Origin of the sequence: Shewanella corallii (assembly GCF_023349125.1) — a bacterium.
GTDB lineage: Bacteria > Pseudomonadota > Gammaproteobacteria > Enterobacterales > Shewanellaceae > Shewanella > Shewanella corallii.
Genome location: NZ_JAKIKT010000001.1, coordinates 404,360 through 423,134 on the forward strand (window position 1 = coordinate 404,360; position 18,775 = coordinate 423,134).

18 protein-coding genes are annotated in these 18,775 nt (G+C 51.2%); 9 read left to right on the plus strand and 9 right to left on the minus strand.

Translation table 11 applies throughout. The features are described 5' to 3' along the window. Positions 1-84 precede the first annotated feature (84 nt). The 3 genes from L2725_RS01690 to L2725_RS01700 all read left to right on the plus strand — a co-directional run bounded on the left by L2725_RS01690 (position 85) and on the right by L2725_RS01700 (position 5,394). Complete coding sequence (locus tag L2725_RS01690) at positions 85-1,629, plus strand: YjjI family glycine radical enzyme (protein ID WP_249247337.1); 1,545 nt, start codon at positions 85-87, stop codon at positions 1,627-1,629. A gap of 54 nt (positions 1,630-1,683) precedes the next feature. Beyond that, positions 1,684-2,568: a YjjW family glycine radical enzyme activase gene (locus tag L2725_RS01695; protein WP_249247338.1), complete on the plus strand. Its 885-nt coding sequence runs from the start codon at positions 1,684-1,686 to the stop codon at positions 2,566-2,568. A gap of 1,548 nt (positions 2,569-4,116) precedes the next feature. Continuing rightward, positions 4,117-5,394, plus strand: coding sequence for an O-acetylhomoserine aminocarboxypropyltransferase/cysteine synthase family protein (locus L2725_RS01700; RefSeq protein WP_249247339.1), 1,278 nt, complete (start codon positions 4,117-4,119; stop codon positions 5,392-5,394). A gap of 35 nt (positions 5,395-5,429) precedes the next feature. On the opposite strand, the gene L2725_RS01705 is transcribed toward L2725_RS01700, so the two are convergent. Then, on the minus strand, positions 5,430-5,765 hold the full coding sequence (locus tag L2725_RS01705; RefSeq protein ID WP_249247340.1) for a hypothetical protein: 336 nt from the start codon (positions 5,763-5,765) through the stop codon (positions 5,430-5,432). 133 nt (positions 5,766-5,898) lie between these two features. Here L2725_RS01705 and mpl point away from each other — a divergent pair, with 133 nt between their 5' ends. The 5 genes from mpl (at position 5,899) to L2725_RS01735 (ending at position 10,527) form a co-directional block, all read left to right on the plus strand. Next, the gene (gene mpl / locus L2725_RS01710) at positions 5,899-7,269 is read left to right on the plus strand and encodes a UDP-N-acetylmuramate:L-alanyl-gamma-D-glutamyl-meso-diaminopimelate ligase (RefSeq protein ID WP_249247341.1); all 1,371 of its coding nucleotides are present in this window, start codon (positions 5,899-5,901) and stop codon (positions 7,267-7,269) included. Beyond that, complete coding sequence (locus tag L2725_RS01715) at positions 7,269-7,937, plus strand: flavin prenyltransferase UbiX (protein ID WP_249247342.1); 669 nt, start codon at positions 7,269-7,271, stop codon at positions 7,935-7,937. The genes mpl and L2725_RS01715 overlap by 1 nt, the downstream gene beginning before the upstream one ends. Positions 7,938-7,944: 7 nt before the next feature. After that, positions 7,945-8,475 (plus strand): hypoxanthine phosphoribosyltransferase, encoded by a 531-nt coding sequence (gene hpt, locus L2725_RS01720; RefSeq protein ID WP_115139048.1) that lies wholly within the window; start codon positions 7,945-7,947, stop codon positions 8,473-8,475. Positions 8,476-8,818: 343 nt separating this feature from the next. Next, positions 8,819-9,754, plus strand: a complete 936-nt coding sequence (locus tag L2725_RS01730) for an ABC transporter ATP-binding protein (protein ID WP_115139047.1) — start codon at positions 8,819-8,821, stop codon at positions 9,752-9,754. 2 nt (positions 9,755-9,756) lie between these two features. After that, positions 9,757-10,527, plus strand: a complete 771-nt coding sequence (locus tag L2725_RS01735; RefSeq protein WP_248934751.1) for an ABC transporter permease — start codon at positions 9,757-9,759, stop codon at positions 10,525-10,527. Positions 10,528-10,593: 66 nt separating this feature from the next. Here L2725_RS01735 and L2725_RS01740 read toward each other — a convergent pair whose 3' ends face one another. The 8 genes from L2725_RS01740 to sfsA all read right to left on the minus strand — a co-directional run bounded on the left by L2725_RS01740 (position 10,594) and on the right by sfsA (position 17,322). After that, on the minus strand, positions 10,594-11,106 hold the full coding sequence (locus tag L2725_RS01740; RefSeq protein WP_249247343.1) for a DUF4124 domain-containing protein: 513 nt from the start codon (positions 11,104-11,106) through the stop codon (positions 10,594-10,596). A 224-nt stretch (positions 11,107-11,330) separates the two neighbouring features. Next, on the minus strand, positions 11,331-12,176 hold the full coding sequence (gene panC / locus L2725_RS01745) for a pantoate--beta-alanine ligase (RefSeq protein WP_249247344.1): 846 nt from the start codon (positions 12,174-12,176) through the stop codon (positions 11,331-11,333). A 9-nt stretch (positions 12,177-12,185) separates the two neighbouring features. Then, positions 12,186-12,980, minus strand: a complete 795-nt coding sequence (gene panB / locus L2725_RS01750; protein ID WP_115139044.1) for a 3-methyl-2-oxobutanoate hydroxymethyltransferase — start codon at positions 12,978-12,980, stop codon at positions 12,186-12,188. Between the two features lie 103 nt (positions 12,981-13,083). Then, positions 13,084-13,560, minus strand: a complete 477-nt coding sequence (gene folK / locus L2725_RS01755) for a 2-amino-4-hydroxy-6-hydroxymethyldihydropteridine diphosphokinase (protein WP_249247346.1) — start codon at positions 13,558-13,560, stop codon at positions 13,084-13,086. Then, positions 13,560-15,008: a polynucleotide adenylyltransferase PcnB gene (pcnB, locus tag L2725_RS01760; protein ID WP_428985261.1), complete on the minus strand. Its 1,449-nt coding sequence runs from the start codon at positions 15,006-15,008 to the stop codon at positions 13,560-13,562. Before pcnB ends, folK begins: the two co-directional genes overlap by 1 nt. A 68-nt stretch (positions 15,009-15,076) precedes the next feature. Beyond that, positions 15,077-15,955, minus strand: coding sequence for a tRNA glutamyl-Q(34) synthetase GluQRS (gluQRS, locus tag L2725_RS01765; RefSeq protein ID WP_249247347.1), 879 nt, complete (start codon positions 15,953-15,955; stop codon positions 15,077-15,079). A 57-nt stretch (positions 15,956-16,012) separates the two neighbouring features. After that, entirely contained in the window at positions 16,013-16,456 is a 444-nt protein-coding gene (dksA, locus tag L2725_RS01770) for an RNA polymerase-binding protein DksA (protein ID WP_115139041.1), read from the minus strand. Positions 16,457-16,617: 161 nt separating this feature from the next. Continuing rightward, complete coding sequence (gene sfsA / locus L2725_RS01775; protein WP_249247348.1) at positions 16,618-17,322, minus strand: DNA/RNA nuclease SfsA; 705 nt, start codon at positions 17,320-17,322, stop codon at positions 16,618-16,620. Between the two features lie 134 nt (positions 17,323-17,456). Here sfsA and pepB point away from each other — a divergent pair, with 134 nt between their 5' ends. Beyond that, complete coding sequence (gene pepB / locus L2725_RS01780) at positions 17,457-18,734, plus strand: aminopeptidase PepB (protein ID WP_249247349.1); 1,278 nt, start codon at positions 17,457-17,459, stop codon at positions 18,732-18,734. Positions 18,735-18,775 lie beyond the last annotated feature (41 nt).

Genomic DNA, 18,775 nt, shown 5'->3' on the forward strand with positions numbered 1-18,775 from the left:
CAGGTGGGCTGAGTAAAGTGCTGCCATCAAGCTCTGCTTGCTGATAACAGGCAGAAGATCCAGACCCGTTTCGGAAGTATCCCTATGACTCAAGCCCTTTCTGAGCTGCAGCAAAAGTTCCACAACATCATCACTAACCCCAACTTGTCGCCAAAGCAAAAGACCCATTGGTTGTCGCTGGAAGCGGAAGCGTCTTTGCCTTATGTGGCAGTATCAGATGCGGTACGTGAAGTGATGGCCGATGGCAGTGTGTGTGACATGTTTGAAGGTCACGCGCCATTCAAGCCAAGATATGTGCTGCCTGATTATGCGGTATTTCTGAAAAATGGCTCTGAGTACCTGGAGCTGGCTCCGGCTCAGGACTTTGATGATGCGCTGAATATGTTGAGCATCATCTATCACCATGTGCCGTCAGTAACCTCCATTCCTGTATATCTGGGGCAGCTGGATGATCTGCTGATGCCTTATGTGGGGGAACTGACTGATGAGCAGCTGTACACCAAGCTCAAGCGCTTCTGGATTATGCTCGACAGAACCCTGCCTGACGCCTTTATGCACGTCAACATTGGCCCAGCTGATAGCCCTGTATGTCGCACCATCCTCAAGGTTGATGCTGAGCTGAAGCAGATCGCCCCCAATCTGACATTTATGTATGACCCGGCAGTGACGCCTGATGACCTGCTGCGTCAGGCCGCGAGCAATATTTGTGAGTGTAGCAAGCCTCACATTGCCAATTACCCAATGCATGCCGCAGCCTATGGCGACAAGCGTTTTGGCATTGTGAGCTGCTACAACTCTCTGCCATTGTGCGGCGGTTCCAACACCTTGGTACGTATGAACCTCAAGCTGGTGGCAGCTAAGGCTAAAGACGAAGCCGATTTCCTAGAGTCGGTACTGCCATATCACAGCGAACTGATGCGTGAGTTGATGAATGCCCGCAGCAGCTTCCTGCACCAGGACTCCAACTTCTTCGAAAGCTTCCTGGCGAAAGAAGGTCTGATCGACGAGCAGCGTTTTGCCCCTATGTTCGGTATCTATGGTATGGCTGAAGCCGTTAACCAGCTGATGGACAAAGCGGGTAAGGCCGGTCGTTACGGTCATGATGTGGAAGCCAATGAATTGGGCCATCGTATCTCTGCCAGGTTGGCGCAGCTGGTGGATGAGATGACAGTCACCTATGGCCTGAATGGTAAGGCTGTACTGCACGCTCAGGGTGGCATCAGCATTGATGATGCGGTGACTCCGGGTGTCCGTATTCCTTATGGCACAGAACCGGATCCTGTCAGTTATGTGCAAGCTACCGCCGGTCATCACCAGTATTACACCTCTGGTATCAGTGACATTCTGACCATTGATGAGACTGTTAAAGCCAACCCTGAAGCCATGTTTAACCTGGCTAAAGGCGCCCTGATGGCGGGTTATCGTGAGTTTACTGCCAACGTGGCTTCCAATGACTTGGTTCGTATCACCGGCTATATGGTGAAACTGTCTGATATCGCCCGTTACGATGATGAAGGCTCTCGTACCAACACCACTTTCCTGGGCGCAGAAGCGGCTAAGAACACAGGTGTGCTTGAGCGTATGCCTCGGGTCGCCAGCCTGGAGATGACTCCGGCGCTGGCCAGGTAAACTCATTGATAACCGCAGCAATTTAACGAGTATTAAAGAACAGTGACATCGGCAGTGAAACCTCTTGAAAGAACAGCAAAAGTCAGTCGTATTCTGAACTTCTCCTGTGTGGATGGTCCGGGCAACCGTATGGTGATCTTCCTGCAGGGCTGTAATTTCAATTGCATCAGCTGCCATAACCCACACACCATTAATCACTGCAACCACTGTGGTGACTGTGTCCCTCACTGTCCCACTGGTGCCTTGCAGATAACCAAAGACACCAATGAAAACAAGGTGACGTGGGTGAGTAGTCTCTGTACCCAGTGTGATCTTTGCCTTGATGTTTGCCCGCATCAATCCAACCCAAAGATCAGCGAGATCAGTGTCAGCGATCTGCTGGCACTGATCCGCAAACACCACTTCTTTTTAAGTGGGATTACCGTCTCCGGCGGTGAGGCCACCCTGCAATTGCCTTTCATCATAGCGTTATTCAGTGCCATCAAAGCGGATGCTGAACTCAGTCACCTGACCTGTTTTATCGACAGTAACGGCGAGCTGACACTGACCGGTTGGGATAAAGTCGCGCCCTGGCTCGATGGTGCCATGATTGATTTGAAATCCTGGCAATCTGAAACTCACCAATGGCTGGTGGGCAGGAATAATCACAGAGTATTGGCCAGCATCAAGCATCTTGCGGATTTGGGCAAACTCCACGAAGTCCGGCTGTTGCATATTCCGGGCAAGAGCGATTTGGATATAGAAGTCGCAGCGGTAGGAAAGTTTCTTGCCGGTTTACCTGAGTCTGTGAATATCAGACTGAATGCCTTCCAGCACCATGGTGTTGTGGGGGAGGCGCTTGAGTGGTCCAAATGTTCAAAGTCAGATATCGAGTACTTCCACAGCCTGCTGTATCAGTATGTCCGGCGGCCAATGTCGTTGCCAGGAGTTTATAGTTGAGTTTGCCTATCGGCTGGGTTGGTGGTTAGCCAAGCTGCGCTTGACGAATTTGTTAGTGCTGCGCACTAAGCATGCCTTCGGCATGTATTTAGGCAAGCTTCGCTTGCCAGAACATCGAAGCCTTCCAGGCTTCACCCGGGTTAGGGGTATTGCTTGTCCAATACCCCTAACAACCCCAAGGACCCCCCACCGAAGTTGTGACCCAACGTGCATTGCATGCAATTGACGTAACCGGCGTCGATTCACCATCCCTGGCTTTGCGCCGCCTATGTCATCATCCATGATGACATCCACTATTGCATCCAATCCCCTCCGGCAACTTCAGACGGGGACAGGGTGTAATCCTCAGCCAATGTGCAATCAATTTGGGGACATCTAGTTACTTTGGACTTGTGGGGATATAACGCCCCCAATAAGGGGCTGATAAATGCATGGCTATACTGTGTCGCGAAGCGAAACCGAGCCATGCTTTAGCCTTCCCGATTGATTGGCTTGCTAGGTGCAAGTTGTAACTTAACTGTCTGAATTTAATGCGTTTAAATAAATCTGTATTAGTAAGATATAATGTACTGAAGAAAATACTGTGCCGACAGCATTTAATCTTTTGCTGAAACCCCAAAACCTAAATCCCATAATTTTAATCATCGGTTTAAAAATGAAGCCAAATGTAAAGTATGTAAGACTCGAAACAATGTCGGACTTTGATTGAAGTTCTTTACGAAGAGTTAGCTCATAGACAATTGCAACTATGAAATAAGTTGAAGTAGATGCCTCTAATGCCGAAATTTCCATTTGTACCTAACATTTTAATAACGAGAACGCCTGTTTATCCATTTTTGCGCGACCACGCTATCGATCCGTTTTATTCACAAAAATCTGCTACTAAAAATCTCTATGGATAGATAACTTTACCGGGAAATCGAGACGTCTCGTTATCTCGCGCTATCAGTCACGCCTATTGGACAAACGTTACCACTAACAACCTGAATAATCGATGGTTTATTGGTAACAGGAGGCACTTCTATTCTCTCTGATTTAACGGGGTAACCGGCTCGTGGAAGTGACTTAGGGTAACTTAGAGTATGAGGGATACACCAATCCCCGTCCGGAGTTGCCGGAGGGAAATGGCTTAAATAGCAAGCTCTGTCATGGATGACAGAGCAGACGCCGCTGAGCCAGGGATGGCGAATCGGCGGTGTTTGCGTCCATTGAAGGCATTTTACGATGGATAACAACTTCGGTTGGGGCGGCAAGGGAGATCCAAGAGGGAAATGCTGTTGTTCCCCTTTTGGTCGGGTGTGGGGCGAAGCTCCACGACTTTAGCCGCTGGCAGGCGGTATATCCCGCAGGGATAAAACATCATACGGCCAAGCGCAGCTTGCCTATCAAAACAGGAAAGTGGTAACTGAAGGCCACATCCATCACCAACATTAAACAAGCCAGAACATTCTGTAGCATCAGAATGAATAAAACATCTAGACTTCCGGACGTCTAATTGCTAACTTGAATCCGCTGCGTAAATATTGCCCACATTCAAGGAGCCGAATCATGAAACTGGAATCACTGGCACTGCACCATGGTTATCAATCGGAAGCGACCACTAAGGCTGCTGCTGTGCCTATTTACCAAACCACTTCCTATACCTTTGATGACACTCAGCATGGTGCGGATCTGTTTGATCTCAAGGTGCCGGGCAATATCTACACCCGCATTATGAACCCCACGACTGATGTGCTGGAGCAACGCTTGGCTGCCATCGAAGGCGGTATTGGGGCGCTGGCCGTAGCTTCAGGTATGGCGGCGATTACCTATGCGATTCAGGCTCTGGTGGAAGTGGGGGACAATATTGTCAGCACCAGTCAGCTTTACGGTGGCACTTATAACCTGTTTGCCCACACTCTGCCGCGTCAGGGTGTGGAAGTTCGAATGGCGGCTTTTGATGATTACGCCGGTCTGGAAGCCCATATCGACGATAAGACCAAGGCGCTGTTTTGTGAGTCAATCGGTAACCCTGCAGGCAATATTGTGGATATCCAGAAGCTGGCTGAGATCGCCCACAAGCATGGTGTTCCTTTGATAGTCGATAACACGGTTGCGACACCTGTGCTGTGCAAGCCGTTTGAGCATGGTGCCGATATTGTTATTCACTCTCTGACTAAATACATCGGCGGCCACGGTACCACTATTGGCGGTATCATTATTGACTCTGGTAAGTTCGACTGGGCGGCCAATAAAGACAGGTTCCCTGTGCTTAATACGCCGGATCCTTCCTATCATGGTGTGGTGTATACCGAGGCCTTTGGGCCAGCGGCCTTTATTGGTCGCTGCCGGGTAGTGCCACTGCGGAATACCGGTTCGGCACTGTCTCCGCAAAGCGCTTTCCTGCTGCTGCAGGGATTGGAGACCCTGAGCCTGAGAATGGAGCGGCACTGCAGCAATGCCGAAGCCTTGGCGGCATATCTTGAGGGGCACCCTGCAGTCAACTGGGTGAATTATGGAGCCCTGGAAAGAAGCCCATACAAGGCAAACTGCGACAAAATCTGCGGCGGTAAAGCCTCAGGCATTATCAGTTTTGGCATCAAAGGTGGCCTGGAGGCCGGTGGTCGGTTTATCGATGCCCTGCAGATGATTTTAAGGTTGGTGAATATCGGAGATGCCAAATCACTGGCTTGTCACCCAGCGACGACTACCCACAGACAGTTGAATAATCAGGAGCTGGCCAGTGCCGGAGTCAGCGAAGATCTTATTCGTATCTCTGTGGGGATTGAGCATATCGACGACATTATCGCTGATGTATCCCAGGCGATTGAAAAGGCCACTGCTTAATCCAATCTGAGTTGATTGAATCGATACCGCCCGCTTCAGCCGGGCGTTTCATTCATTAGATTTACAAACAAAATAAACAGGGCGCTGGCAAATAACCAAAACAAGAAGTTGGATGATTTACTCGGTCGCTGCTGCATCTGTTGATAATGGTCCAGAATTGCCTGAGTCTCGCCCTGAAAGGGACCGAAACGATTGAGAAGGTATCTCTCTTCGCTGCCGCGGCGGATAAAGTAGTCGGGATTGGCTTTCAGGTATTTTCTCAGCTCGCTCTGCTCTATCCCGGTTTCCATTGACAGGCTGATCACGCCCTGGCCATTGGGGTAGTGTTTTTTCAGAGCCTTGAGTATCGCGTCCAGTTGCTGCTCAGTCATAATCTCATTCCTTTGATGCATCCATAGATACAGTATTAAAAATACTGCCTGTTATTCGTCTCTAAGTCCAGCTTGTACAACCGTCTGCCAAAGGTACAATGGTGCTGATTTTTCTGACTAAAAGAGCGAGCGCATGCACGTACATATTCTGGGGATCTGTGGCACTTTTATGGGCGGCCTGGCCTTGTTGGCCCGGGAGATGGGACACAGGGTCACCGGCTCAGATGCCAATGTGTATCCGCCGATGAGCACCCAGCTGGAAGAGCAGGGTATCGAGCTGATCCAGGGTTTTGACCCGTCTCAGCTCGACAGCAACCCGGATCTGGTGGTGATTGGCAATGCCATGAGTCGTGGCAATCCCTGTGTGGAAGCGGTATTGAACAAGGGCATGAAGTACACCTCCGGCCCTCAGTTTCTTGCGGACCATATCCTGCCGGGCAAATGGGTGCTGGCGGTAGCAGGTACTCATGGCAAGACTTCAACCTCGAGTATGCTGGCCTGGATTCTGGAAGATTGCGGCTATCAGCCGGGTTTTCTGATCGGCGGCGTTCCGCAGAACTTCGGTGTGTCTGCCCGTCTGGGCGGTACTGACTTCTTTGTTGTAGAAGCCGACGAATACGACAGTGCCTTCTTCGACAAGCGCTCCAAGTTTGTGCATTACCACCCGCGTACTCTGGTGATCAATAACCTGGAGTTTGATCACGCGGATATCTTTGATGACCTGAAAGCTATTCAGCGCCAGTTTAACCATGTGATCCGCACCGTGCCGGGTGAAGGTAAGGTGATTTGGCCTGCTCAGACTCAAGCCGTGCGTGAAGTGATTGAGATGGGCTGCTGGAGTGAACAGGACACGCTTAACGCTAATCTGGCAGATAAAGGCTGGTTTATTCAGGCGATAGCCGAAGATGGCCATGAGTTTGAAGTCTTCCTCGATGGTACAAGTCAGGGCATCCTCAACTGGGAGCTGATTGGCCGCCATAATATGGAGAACGCCTTAATGGCTATTGCTGCTGCCCGCCATGTGGGTGTCGCACCGGCTGCTGCTATTGACGCATTAACCCGTTTTGTTCAGCCCAAACGCAGGCTGGAAACCCTGGGCTGTATAGCCGGTGTGACCGTATACGATGACTTTGCCCATCACCCAACGGCAATAGCCACCACACTGCAGGCGATGCGTGCCAAAGTGGGCGACAATAAAATTACTGTGGTACTGGAGCCGAGATCCAACACCATGAAGCGCGGCGTACATAAAGAGACCCTGGCAGCATCAATGAAGTTGGCTGACAGAGCATTGCTGTTTCAAGGCGACAAGGTGGAGTGGGACCTGGCTTCCAGTATGGCGAACGCATCTGTGCCGGTCACCGTGTTTGACGACCTGGAGGCTCTGGTTAAAGCTGCGGTTGATGGCAGCCAGTTTGGTGAACATATTGTGGTGATGAGTAATGGCGGCTTTGGCGGCGTCCATGGCAAGTTGCTGCAGGCATTGGCAGATAAGGAATCTTAATGAGTCAGAGCGCATCTTATAAAGACAAGAGTATCAGCCTGGGCTGGACAGGGGCATCTGGTGCTCCCTACGGCCTTAAGCTGCTTGAGTGTCTGCTGGCCGATGGATACCGGGTGTATCTGATGATCTCCAGTGCCGCCCGGGTGGTGCTGGCAACGGAAGAGGGGCTGAAGCTTTCCAGTCAGCCGGAAAAAGCTCGTGAGCAGCTGTTGGCCCGTATCGCTCAATCCTCCGGGAACGTGACGGGCGATCTTGTGGTACTCAGTAAAGAAGAATGGTTTTCGCCGCCGGCTTCGGGCAGTGCGGCGCCCAAACAGATGGTAATCTGCCCTTGTTCAACCGGTACATTGGCGGCTGTTGCCACAGGTATGAGCAACAATTTGTTGGAGCGGGCAGCTGACGTAGTACTCAAAGAGCGTGGCCAACTTCTTCTTGTGCCAAGGGAAATGCCATTTAACGCTATTCACCTGGAGCATATGCTTAAGTTGACTCAGTTGGGAGCCGTGGTAATGCCCGCTTCACCGGGTTTTTATCACCATCCCCAAACGGTGCAGGATCTGGTAGACTTCGTGGTCGCCCGAATTCTTGACCATTTGGGTGTTGAACACAGATTAACCGATCGTTGGGGATATGGGGCTACCAGACAGCCCGCCAGCGACGACAATTGAGACTGATATGAAACACACCATTGAAGAGATGATCTCCGTTAAAGAGATCGATGCAAAGCTGGATGAGCTGGCAGAGAGAATCAACGCCCACTACAAAGACAGCGAGCGTCTGCTGATGGTTGGCCTGCTGAAAGGTTCTGCCGTATTCATGGCTGATCTGTGCCGTCGTATCCATGGTCATGTGGAAATCGACTTTATGGCCGTGTCCAGTTATGGCAATGCCATGACCAGCTCACGTGATGTGAAGATCCTCAAGGATGTTCAATCTGATATCAACGGCCGTGATGTACTGATCGTTGAAGATCTGATCGACTCAGGTAACACCCTGGCCAAGATCCGCGAAATGCTGATGCTGCGTGAACCAAAGAGCCTGGCGCTCTGTACTCTGCTGGACAAGCCTGAGCGTCGCGAAGTGGATGTTCACGTAGATTTCGTTGGTTTTACCATCCCTGATGAGTTTATCGTGGGTTATGGTATCGACTATGCCGAGCGCTATCGCAACCTGCCATATATTGCCAAGGTTGTTCCACTGGATTAATCCGGCAGCAAGTGTATAAATAAACTCCCGCAACAGCGGGAGTTTTTATTTGTTGCTTAGGGTCTGTTGACCTTTGAAGATGGTTTTTGCAGCACTTTGTCGTTGTTTTATACAAAGCAACGCGATTGTGGTGTAGTTGCCCTACATAAATGAGCGTTAATGCAGTAGAAAGCGACGACAAACGCTGCCCGAAGGGCTCGGCTTTACGCGCTTTACTCTTTGTTGCAAGGTATTTGCTTAGGCCCACTAGGCGGCACACCTTGCGTCGCGATTAAAGCGCGTCTATCTCGAGCAAAATTCAACCATGAAAGGTCAACAGACCCTCATACCCACAGGAAGAGTAATGACAAATCGCGCATTGGTGATTGATAACCTGAGGAAGACCTATAAGGGCGGTGTTGAGGCCGTCAAAGGTATCAGCCTGACCGTCGAGCAGGGGGACTTTTTCGCTTTGCTGGGCCCTAATGGCGCTGGCAAGTCCACGACTATTGGCGTCATCAGCTCTCTGGTGCAAAAAAGCAGTGGTCAGGTTTCCGTATTTGGTCACTGTATTGATAAAGAGCTGGAGCTGGCCAAGTTATGTATTGGCCTGGTACCTCAGGAGTTCAACTTTAACCAGTTTGAGACTGTGCTGCAGATTGTGGTGAACCAGGCTGGTTACTATGGTGTGCCTCGCCCCCTGGCGCTGGAACGTGCTGAAAAGTACCTTAAAGAGCTGGATCTGTGGGACAAGCGTGACAGCCAATCCCGTCAGCTGTCGGGCGGTATGAAGCGGCGTTTGATGATCGCCCGTGCCCTGATGCATGAGCCCAAACTTTTGATCCTTGATGAGCCAACGGCAGGTGTGGATATCGAACTGCGCCGGTCCATGTGGGAGTTTTTGAAAAACCTCAACAAGGAAGGGGTGACCATTATCCTGACCACTCATTATCTGGAAGAGGCCGAGATGTTGTGCCGCAATATCGGCATTATCGACAAAGGCCAGCTGATAGAGTGCACCTCCATGAAGCATCTGCTGAGTCAGTTGAATGTGGAGACCTTTATTCTGGATCTGCGTCAGCCTTTGACTCAGGCTCCTGCGCTGGAAGATGTGCGTTGTACCCTGACCGACACCCATTGCCTTGAGATTGAAATTGCCAAGGATTTCAACCTTAACTCGGTATTTTCTCAGTTGTCCGGTTTGGGCATTGAAGTGATGTCCATGCGTAACAAAGCCAACCGTCTGGAAGAGCTGTTTGTGTCACTGGTAGAAAAGGTCAAGGAGGAGCAAAAGCCATGAATATGACCAAGCTGTATTTCACGGCCTTTAAAGCGATTTTGATAAAAGAGATCACGCGTTTCACCCGTATTTGGGTGCAGACTCTGGTGCCGCCAGCAATCACCATGACACTCTACTTCCTGATCTTCGGTAATTTGGTGGGCAGTCGTATTGGTGAGATGGGTGGTGTGTCCTATATGGAGTTTATCGCGCCGGGCTTGATTATGATGTCGGTGATCACCAACTCCTACTCCAACGTGGCTTCATCTTTCTACAGTGCCAAGTTCCAGCGTAACCTGGAAGAGCTGATGGTGGCCCCTGTGCCTCACTATGTGATGATTGCCGGTTATGTATTTGGTGGCGTTGCCCGAGGCTTGTGTGTTGGCCTGATTGTGACTCTGGTAGCCATGTTCTTTGTGGAGATCAGCGTGCAACATGTTGGGCTGGTGGCCCTAACCGTCCTGCTGACCTCGATTCTATTCTCTTTGGGCGGCCTAATTAATGCGGTATTTGCCAAGAGCTTTGACGATATCAGCATCATCCCGACCTTTGTGCTGACGCCGCTGACCTATCTGGGTGGGGTGTTTTACTCCCTGTCGCTGTTGCCTGGCTTCTGGCAGGGCGTATCGGCGTTGAACCCTGTGGTCTACATGATTAACGTGTTCCGCTATGGTTTCCTGGGGATTGCCGATATGAGCGTGCCTTTGTCCATTGGCATTATGATTGCTTTTTGCGTAGCCCTGTGGAGCCTGGCCTACTATCTGGTTTCCCGTGGTATTGGCCTGAGAAGCTAACTTTCCAAAACAGCAGATAGTAAAAAGGAGCGCCAGGCGCTCCTTTTTAATTGAATTTTTTAATGATTACTCGTTCATTGCCTGTTCGGACGTCAGGCTGAGTTTTTGCTTGTGCTGCTCCAGCAACTCTATGGTGCTGTTATTAAGCAAGGTCAGCTGCTTGAAATGCTCATCGATTATCGTCCTCTCTTTCAGATACTCAGGATCATCCTGCCCCTTTTTTTGCCAGTAGCGTTTGCGTTCCAGTTTCTTGATTTCACTTGCCTGCAGAATCTGAAAGTAGCTGTTTTCCTGCTGTAGTCGATAGATTTCGGCATCCAATAATTTAAGTAGTTTTTCACTGGAGAGAGACTGGTTGCTTAGCAGTTCGCGGAGGTGATCTTTGGGGGCACTCCGCTTGTCTGAATCTATTTCAGTAGTGATACCCAGTTCGTACTCGATTCTGTGCTGACGGTATTCTGAGGGGCAGGCTGTTTGGCTGAAGATCACTTTATCGTCGCGCATGCACTTGTATACGGAATTACCGTAAGCTGCCCAAGGGAGCAGTAATACTGATAACAAAGTAATACGAAGTACCATTAAACAATATCCTTATCGATGAGCTCTGGTTGGAACTGCATTTACGGCCAAGCGTATCCATTTTGACCTTGAGCAAAATCATCAAAGATTTTAGCAACAAATTAACATTGTACCCGAGCTGCAAACGAATGCCAGTTCTTTGACTTTAGTTCAAAAAAACGTCGGTGATAAAAAGGCCGCTGATGAGCGGCCTTGATTATGGAGTGGGTAGTTGAGGCGTCGACTTAGCGACTGAACTCCAGGTTATCGATCAGGCGGGCCTTACCCAGATAGGCCGCAGCCAGTATCACCAATTGTTTATCCTGACTTCGGGGCTGCGCCAGATTGAGCGCGTTGCGCACTGAAATATAATCTGGCTTCAAGCCTGCCAAATCCAGTTGTTGCAGCGCCTTTTGAGTTGCCGTTTCTGGGGTATCACCAGCCTGTACATCGGCCGCCAGCTTATCCAAAGTGCGTTTCAGGGCCGGGGCAATGGCTTTCTCTTCTGCGGTCAGGTAACCGTTGCGTGAGCTCATCGCCAAACCACTGGCCTCACGGACTGTATCCACACCGATAATCTCGATTGGCATAGACAGATCTTCTACCATGGTGCGGATGACCAGGAGTTGCTGAAAATCCTTCTTGCCGAACAGGGCAATATCCGGTTGTACCAGATTGAATAACTTACACACGACTGTGGCTACACCGCGGAAGTGACCCGGGCGGGTCTCGCCACACAGCTGGTCGCTGATTTCAGGCACTTCAACAAAAGTCTGCTCAGCCAGACCCTTGGGGTACATGATGTCCGGCGTTGGGGTGAACAGCAGCTCACAACCTGCCCCTGTCAGCGCCTTCTGATCTTCTATCAGGGTTCTTGGATAGGCATCCAGATCTTCCCCCTGACCAAATTGCATCGGATTGACAAAGATAGAGGCCACAACATGGTCGGCACGTTGAACGGCCTCTTTAACCAGAGTGATATGGCCCTGATGCAGATTGCCCATAGTGGGGACAAAGGCGATGGTTTCACCGCGTTGACGCCAGGTTTTAATCTGGGCTCGGATTTCAGCGATATTAGCACTGGTAATCATGCAAAACTCTTAGTTAAAAGTGTGTTCTTCTGCGGGGAAGCGTCCTTCAACAACTTCCTCAATATAGGCTTTAACGGCCCCGCGTATCTCACCGGTTTGCTTAAGATAGTTTTTGGAGAAACGAGGGATATAGCCGCTGGAAATCCCCAGCACATCATGCATCACCAGGATCTGGCCATCGGTATCTTTACCGGCACCAATACCGATAACCGGGATAGTCAGGGTCTCAGAGATGGTCCTGGCCAGCGCAGCAGGAATACACTCCACCACCAGTAGCTGGGCTCCTGCGGCTTCCAACGCTTTGGCATCATTGATAATGCGTTGGGCATTGTCGGCATCGCGTCCCTGAACCTTGAAGCCCCCAAATACATGCACAGACTGAGGAGTCAGGCCAAGATGGGCACATACAGGAATACCGCGCTGGGTCAGCATTTTTACGCTTTCCAGCAGCCATTCACCACCTTCCAGTTTGACCATATTGGCACCGGCCTGCATCAGCTTGGTGGCATTTATCATGGTCTGCTCAGCAGTGGCATAGCTCATAAAGGGCATATCGGCGATAAGCAGAGCGCGTTCGATACCTCTGTGTACGCAGCGTGTGTGATAGGCAATATCTTCGACAGTGACCGGCAGGGTGTCGCTGTGACCCTGCAGTACCATACCCAGTGAGTCACCGACCAGCAGTACATCAATGCCTTCCTGGTCGAACGCTCCGGCAAAGCTGGCGTCGTAGGCGGTCAGGGCCGTGAACTTGCGGCCTTCCTGTTTGAACTTAATCAGAGTTGAGCTGGTTACTTTTGACATAACGGGTACTTATAAATCTGTCAGGAGAGGCAGTTATAAGTGAACTTGGCATTAAGTTCAACGTCTGTCCGTCACAGGCTGATGATTACAGCCTGTGTATTGGTCAGAGTTGAACCAGCTCAGATTGCAGCGCAGGGGTGAGTAAATGTTGCAGTGGGGTGCCGCAGGGCAGGATGAGATTAGGTACCAGTTCTGCCAGCGGCACCAGCACAAAGGAGCGCTCATTCATACCGTAATGGGGTACAGTCAGTCTTGGCACTTCAATGATGGCATCGCCATACAGCAGGAGATCCAGATCCAGAGTTCTTGGCCCCCAGCGAACCAGTCTTTGCCGCCCCTGCTCCAGCTCGATGCGCTGCAGTTCATCCAGCAGTATCAGTGGCTCAAGGTCAGTTTCCAGCGAGGCCACGGCGTTGACATAGTCAGGCTGTTCCACTTCGCCCATAGGTGCAGAGCGGTAGTAAGAAGAGACGGCAAAGGTATCCGGCTTTGCCAATGTAAACAGCGCCTCACAGGCGCTGTTTAATTGTTGCTCAGGGCTGTCGAGATTAGCGCCCAGTGCGATAAAGACTCTGGTCATTAATCTGCCTGAGGCTTGCTGTTTTCGCCATTGCTCTCGCCGGTAGGACGGCGACGACGGCGGGGATTGCGGTTGCGGCGACGTGGCGCCTTACCACCGGACTTGGCCAGAGTGGATTTCAGCTCGTCATCTGCGCCAACAAAGGATTGCCACCAGTTGGCACTCTTGGCGACGTTGCCACCTTCAGCTTCGCCACGCAATAACAAGAGGTCATAGGCCGCACGGAACTTGGGGCTCTCCTGCAACTTGAATGCACGGGTATTTTGGCTGCGGTCAAATCTCAGCTGCATCTGCCAGATATCACGGGCAGGCGCAGTAAAACGACGGGGAATGCTGATGGTGCGACACTGGTCTTCCAGTACATCACCCATGGCCGCAAAGCTGGCATCATACAGGTTCAGTCCGCTTTCATGGGCGATCTCTTCGGCGCGGGTACGCAGTGGATACCACAGCAGCGCGGCGTAGAAGAAGGCCGGAGTCACAGGCTTATCCTGTTGCACGCGGGCGTCTGTGTTGCTCATCACCATCTGTACCATACGGGCCAGAGAACCTTTCGGGTTTTCTTTGATGCCGTTGTGCAGCAGTGGGAACAAAGGCCTGAACAAGCCAAAGTCCTGCATCATATGGTAGTTGGCTTCGCCTTTTCCGGAGAAGAACAGCTTGAGTACTTCTTCATACATACGCGCAGCGGGAATATCGCTAAGCAGATGGGCCAGATCACGGATTGGCGCTGCAGTGGCTTCGTCCAGTTGCATATCCAGCTTGGTGGCAAAGCGCACGGCCCGCAGCATACGGACGGGATCTTCACGGTAGCGTTTTTCAGGATCGCCAATCAGACGCAGTACACCGGCATTCAGATCCTGCAGACCACCGCCATAGCTGCGGATACTGTAATCACTGATATCGTAATAAAGCGCGTTAACGGTAAAGTCGCGGCGTTCAGCATCTTCATCAATCGAGCCATAGACGTTATCACGCAACAGGCGACCCGAGGCATTGGCCTTGGAGGTCTTCTCATTGCCCTGTTCGTGGTGACCACGGAAGGTGGCAACTTCGATAACGTCACGACCAAACACAATGTGCGCCAGACGGAATCTGCGGCCTACCAGACGACAGTTACGGAATAGCTTTTTAATCTCTTCCGGCGTTGCATTGGTGACTACGTCGAAGTCTTTAGGTTCCAGGCCCAGCAGGAGATCCCGCACGCCACCGCCCACCAGATAAGCTTTGTAGCCGGACTTGTGCAGTCGGTACAGAACCTTCAGGGCATTCTCGCTAATCTGTCGACGGGAAATGTTGTGCGCGCTGCGTGGAATAATCTCCAGAGTCAGGCCTGAGTCCAGGGTCTCCAGATCAGGATTGTTTTTACTCTGCGCGTCTTCAAACAGTTGCTTACAGAATTGGCTGATACGGCGAAAAATGGGACACCTCGGAACGATAACTGTAATAGGTTAAAATCTGGCGGCTATTCTATACCAAATGCCGCAGGATGAGTATATGCACTGGCAGGCGTGCGTCAGTCCGGATTCAGCAGAATTTCACGCTGTCTGGGTAAGTTGCTCAGGTCGAATTGGGATACAGCCTGCGCCAGCATAAGTCTGACATCTGATTCTGTTGCTACCGGTTGTTGCCCCAAAAAGGCTAATGCTGCCTGCAGTGCTTTCTGAGGCGATTTGGGATCAACAGGTGTAGCGTGGTTTTGTTTTGACAGCTTAAACCCAGGTTCCAGGCTGGCCAGTGGCAGGTGTAACCAGGTCGGCTGCTGCAATCCAAACTGTTGATACAGACTGATTTGTCTGACCGTGGCTTCCAGCAAATCCGCTCCCCGTACCACTTCTGTTATCCCCTGGAAGGCATCATCCATCACCACAGCCAGTTGATACGCGTACAAACCATCACTGCGCTTGATAATAAAATCTTCACCGGCAAAGGCCTGGTCTGTCGTCACTTCACCCATCAGCTGGTCGTCGAAGCGGGCAACTGCGGCCTGATTGCGGATACGAATAGCCCCCTGCTTAAGCGGCTCAATCAGGCGGCCACAGCGACCATCATAGGTGCCACCCATAGCTTTAATCTGTTTACGGGTGCACTGACAGTAATAGGCCTGCTCGTCTGCCAACAAATGTTGCAGATAGGCTTCATAGGCGTCCAGTCTCTGGCTTTGATACAGCACATTGCCATCCCACTCCAGACCAAAACGCTCGAGAGTATAGAGAATATCATCGGCGGCACCAGGGACTTCTCTGGGGGGATCTATATCTTCGACTCGGAGCAGCCACTGACCATTTTGCGAGCGCGCACGCAGATAGCTGCCCAAAGCGGCAACCAGTGAACCAAAATGAAGTGAGCCTGAGGGGGACGGCGCGAAACGGCCGACATAGGACGTGTTATTCAAAATATGCTGCTCAACCACGCAGCCAGGGCGGGCACAAACCCGCACCTGAGGCAGGCATTAGCCCGCCATCTGCTTTTCTTTGATCTCTGCCAGAGTTTTGCAGTCGATACAAAGGTCGGCGGTTGGTCGCGCTTCAAGGCGACGGATGCCGATTTCAATACCGCAAGAGTCACAGAAGCCGAAATCATCGTCTTCAATATTCTGCAGTGTCTTCTCAATCTTTTTAATCAGCTTACGCTCGCGGTCACGGGCACGCAGTTCCAGACTGAATTCCTCTTCCTGAGCTGCACGGTCAACTGGATCAGGGAAGTTTGCGGCTTCATCCTGCATGTGGTTAACGGTACGATCCACTTCTTCACGCAGCTGATTACGCCAGGCTTCCAGTATCTTCTTGAAGTGAGCCAGTTGCAGCTCGTTCATGTACTCCTCGCCAGGTTTTTCCTGGTACGGATCTACACCTGCGATAGCGAGAACGCCAAGTTTTTTAGTGCCTTCAGGCATAACGCATCTCCTGTCATCAATTGCGTTGTAGGGCGTCTAAATCAGAACGGCCGCTATCTATATCAGAAAGAACCCACCTAGGCAAATCTTTCTCATTTGCATGAATGAATTCTTTGACTATGTCCGCTAATTACTGGAATTTCAAATTTTATGCTGCAAATTTATAGCAGTACATCGCACGGAAAGCGTATTTCGCTGCAACTCTCTGTCAGGTCAACACGGTATGCCAGAACCTCAACACCCGCATCCACCGCCTGCTTACAAAGTTCGGCGTAGGCTGGATCGATATGCGCTGCCGGCGCCACCTTATATATGCCGGTATGTTGCACAATAAACAGCAATACGGCGCGTTTGCCCTGAGCGACCATTTGCATTAATTCCCGCAGATGTTTCTGTCCTCTGGTGGTAACCGCATCCGGGAAATAACCGCAATCATCCTCTTTTAACGTGCAGCTTTTGATTTCTATATAACAATCTGCTTTATCTTTATCAGTTAACAGAATATCTATCCGACTGTTTTCTTCTCCATATCTGACTTCCCGCGACAGTTTTGCGTATCCGGCAAGCTCAGGAATTACACCTGTTTGTATTGCTTCCTCAGCAAGGGCATTGGCCCGCCCGGTATTAATGCCGATAAGCTCCTTGTCCGGAGTTTGCATGATTTCCCAGGTACAGGGGTATTTACGCTTGGGGTTGTCGGAGCGGGAGAACCAGACGGTTTCACCGGGAAACAAGCAGTTTTTCATCGAGCCTGTGTTGGGGCAGTGAATAGTGATCTCGCTGCCATCGGCCAATTGCACATCGGCAAGAAATCGCTTGTAGCGTTTCAGTAGTTTGCCCTGTTCCAGTGGTGGTGAAAATTGCATGGATTCGTTCCCGGAAATGAAAAGGCTACAGGCTAACAAGATACTGATTTCAGTCAATCCTTCGACTTGGTTCGTTACTGGGGGAGATGTACACTGGAGGAAAACTGTATCCCAAGAAGCAACAAGGAATCTCGATGATGGAACTTATGCTGGTCAACCTGACCGAAGAAGCACCCCAGGCCAGCTGGGGAAAAGCTGATGTAACCTTTGCCGGAAGCTCCGCTTTTATTCATATTTCTGCTTCACTGCCATTACTGCAAATCCAAAAGGCGGCGCGCAAGCTTCGCAGCCTGGGAGTTAACCGTATCCAGTTGGGCGGAGATTTGTGGGATCTGGACTCTCAATGGGCCTTTGCCCAGGGGGTTGTTGACCCGAAAATGGATTATGAACTGCACTGGTGTGGTGATGAGCAGACCCAGCAAACCCTGACTCAGCGACTGACCTGTGCCAATTTTGCCCGCCAGTTGATTAACGAAACCCCGGAGAACCTTTCTCCTGTGAAGCTGGCGCTGACGGCGGCGCACTGGTTACAGGATTTGGCCAACGACCATATCAGCTATCGTATTGTGGAAGGTGAAGCCCTGCTGGCAGAGCAATGGGTGGGTATCCATGCTGTAGGACGCGGCAGTGAGCGCCCTCCTGTGCTGCTGGAGCTGGACTACAACCCGCTGGGTGAAGACGCACCTGTCTCTGCCGCCCTGGTAGGTAAGGGCATAACCTTTGATTCCGGTGGCTACAGCATTAAGTCTTCAGAAGGCATGCTGGGCATGAAGTGCGACATGGGCGGTGCAGCCACAGTGACCGCTGCGTTGGGCCTGGCTATTCATCAGGGCCTGAACAAGCGGGTTAAGTTGTACCTGTGTTGTGCAGAGAACCTGATCAGTGGTCATGCCTACAAGCTGGGTGACATTCTGACCTACAAAAATGGTGTCACAGTTGAAGTGGTGAATACTGATGCTGAAGGCCGTCTGGTATTGGCTGATGGCCTGCAGGCTGCCAGTGAATCCGGTGCACCTTTGATTATTGATGCCGCCACACTGACCGGTGCTGCGCTGATGGCTGTCGGTAAGATGTATAACGCGGTATTCTCTCCTCAGCCTGAAGTGCTTGAACTGGCCCGTACCAAGGCATCCTCTGTGGGTGAACGGGTTTGGCCATTGCCGCTGGATCCCTGGCATCTGGAAGCTTGTCCATCAGCTTATGCTGATACCGCCAATAGCCGTGCGGTAAAAGGTGGCGGTCCGGGTGGTGCTTCCAATGCAGCTGCCTTCCTGTCTCGCTTTGTCAGCCCGGATGCACAGTGGCTGCATATGGATATCGCTTCCTCTTTTGAAGATACCGCAGGCCCCATGTGGAGCGCCGGTGCAACTGCGCACGGCGTGTTGACTGTGGCTGAGCTGATTAAAGACTGATAGCGCTTAAGCCAACACAGAAACCGCCGTTTATCGGCGGT

Bases quoted from the DNA above. Each gene is read 5' to 3' on its own strand.
- L2725_RS01690 (WP_249247337.1), top strand. From the start codon at position 85: ATGACTCAAGCCCTTTCTGAGCTGCAGCAAAAGTTCCACAACATCATC.
- L2725_RS01700 (WP_249247339.1), top strand. From the start codon at position 4,117: ATGAAACTGGAATCACTGGCACTGCACCATGGTTATCAATCGGAAGCG.
- L2725_RS01705 (WP_249247340.1), bottom strand. From the start codon at position 5,765: ATGACTGAGCAGCAACTGGACGCGATACTCAAGGCTCTGAAAAAACAC.
- mpl (WP_249247341.1), top strand. From the start codon at position 5,899: ATGCACGTACATATTCTGGGGATCTGTGGCACTTTTATGGGCGGCCTG.
- L2725_RS01715 (WP_249247342.1), top strand. From the start codon at position 7,269: ATGAGTCAGAGCGCATCTTATAAAGACAAGAGTATCAGCCTGGGCTGG.
- hpt (WP_115139048.1), top strand. From the start codon at position 7,945: ATGAAACACACCATTGAAGAGATGATCTCCGTTAAAGAGATCGATGCA.
- L2725_RS01730 (WP_115139047.1), top strand. From the start codon at position 8,819: ATGACAAATCGCGCATTGGTGATTGATAACCTGAGGAAGACCTATAAG.
- L2725_RS01735 (WP_248934751.1), top strand. From the start codon at position 9,757: ATGACCAAGCTGTATTTCACGGCCTTTAAAGCGATTTTGATAAAAGAG.
- L2725_RS01740 (WP_249247343.1), bottom strand. From the start codon at position 11,106: ATGGTACTTCGTATTACTTTGTTATCAGTATTACTGCTCCCTTGGGCA.
- panC (WP_249247344.1), bottom strand. From the start codon at position 12,176: ATGATTACCAGTGCTAATATCGCTGAAATCCGAGCCCAGATTAAAACC.
- panB (WP_115139044.1), bottom strand. From the start codon at position 12,980: ATGTCAAAAGTAACCAGCTCAACTCTGATTAAGTTCAAACAGGAAGGC.
- folK (WP_249247346.1), bottom strand. From the start codon at position 13,560: ATGACCAGAGTCTTTATCGCACTGGGCGCTAATCTCGACAGCCCTGAG.
- dksA (WP_115139041.1), bottom strand. From the start codon at position 16,456: ATGCCTGAAGGCACTAAAAAACTTGGCGTTCTCGCTATCGCAGGTGTA.
- sfsA (WP_249247348.1), bottom strand. From the start codon at position 17,322: ATGCAATTTTCACCACCACTGGAACAGGGCAAACTACTGAAACGCTAC.
- pepB (WP_249247349.1), top strand. From the start codon at position 17,457: ATGATGGAACTTATGCTGGTCAACCTGACCGAAGAAGCACCCCAGGCC.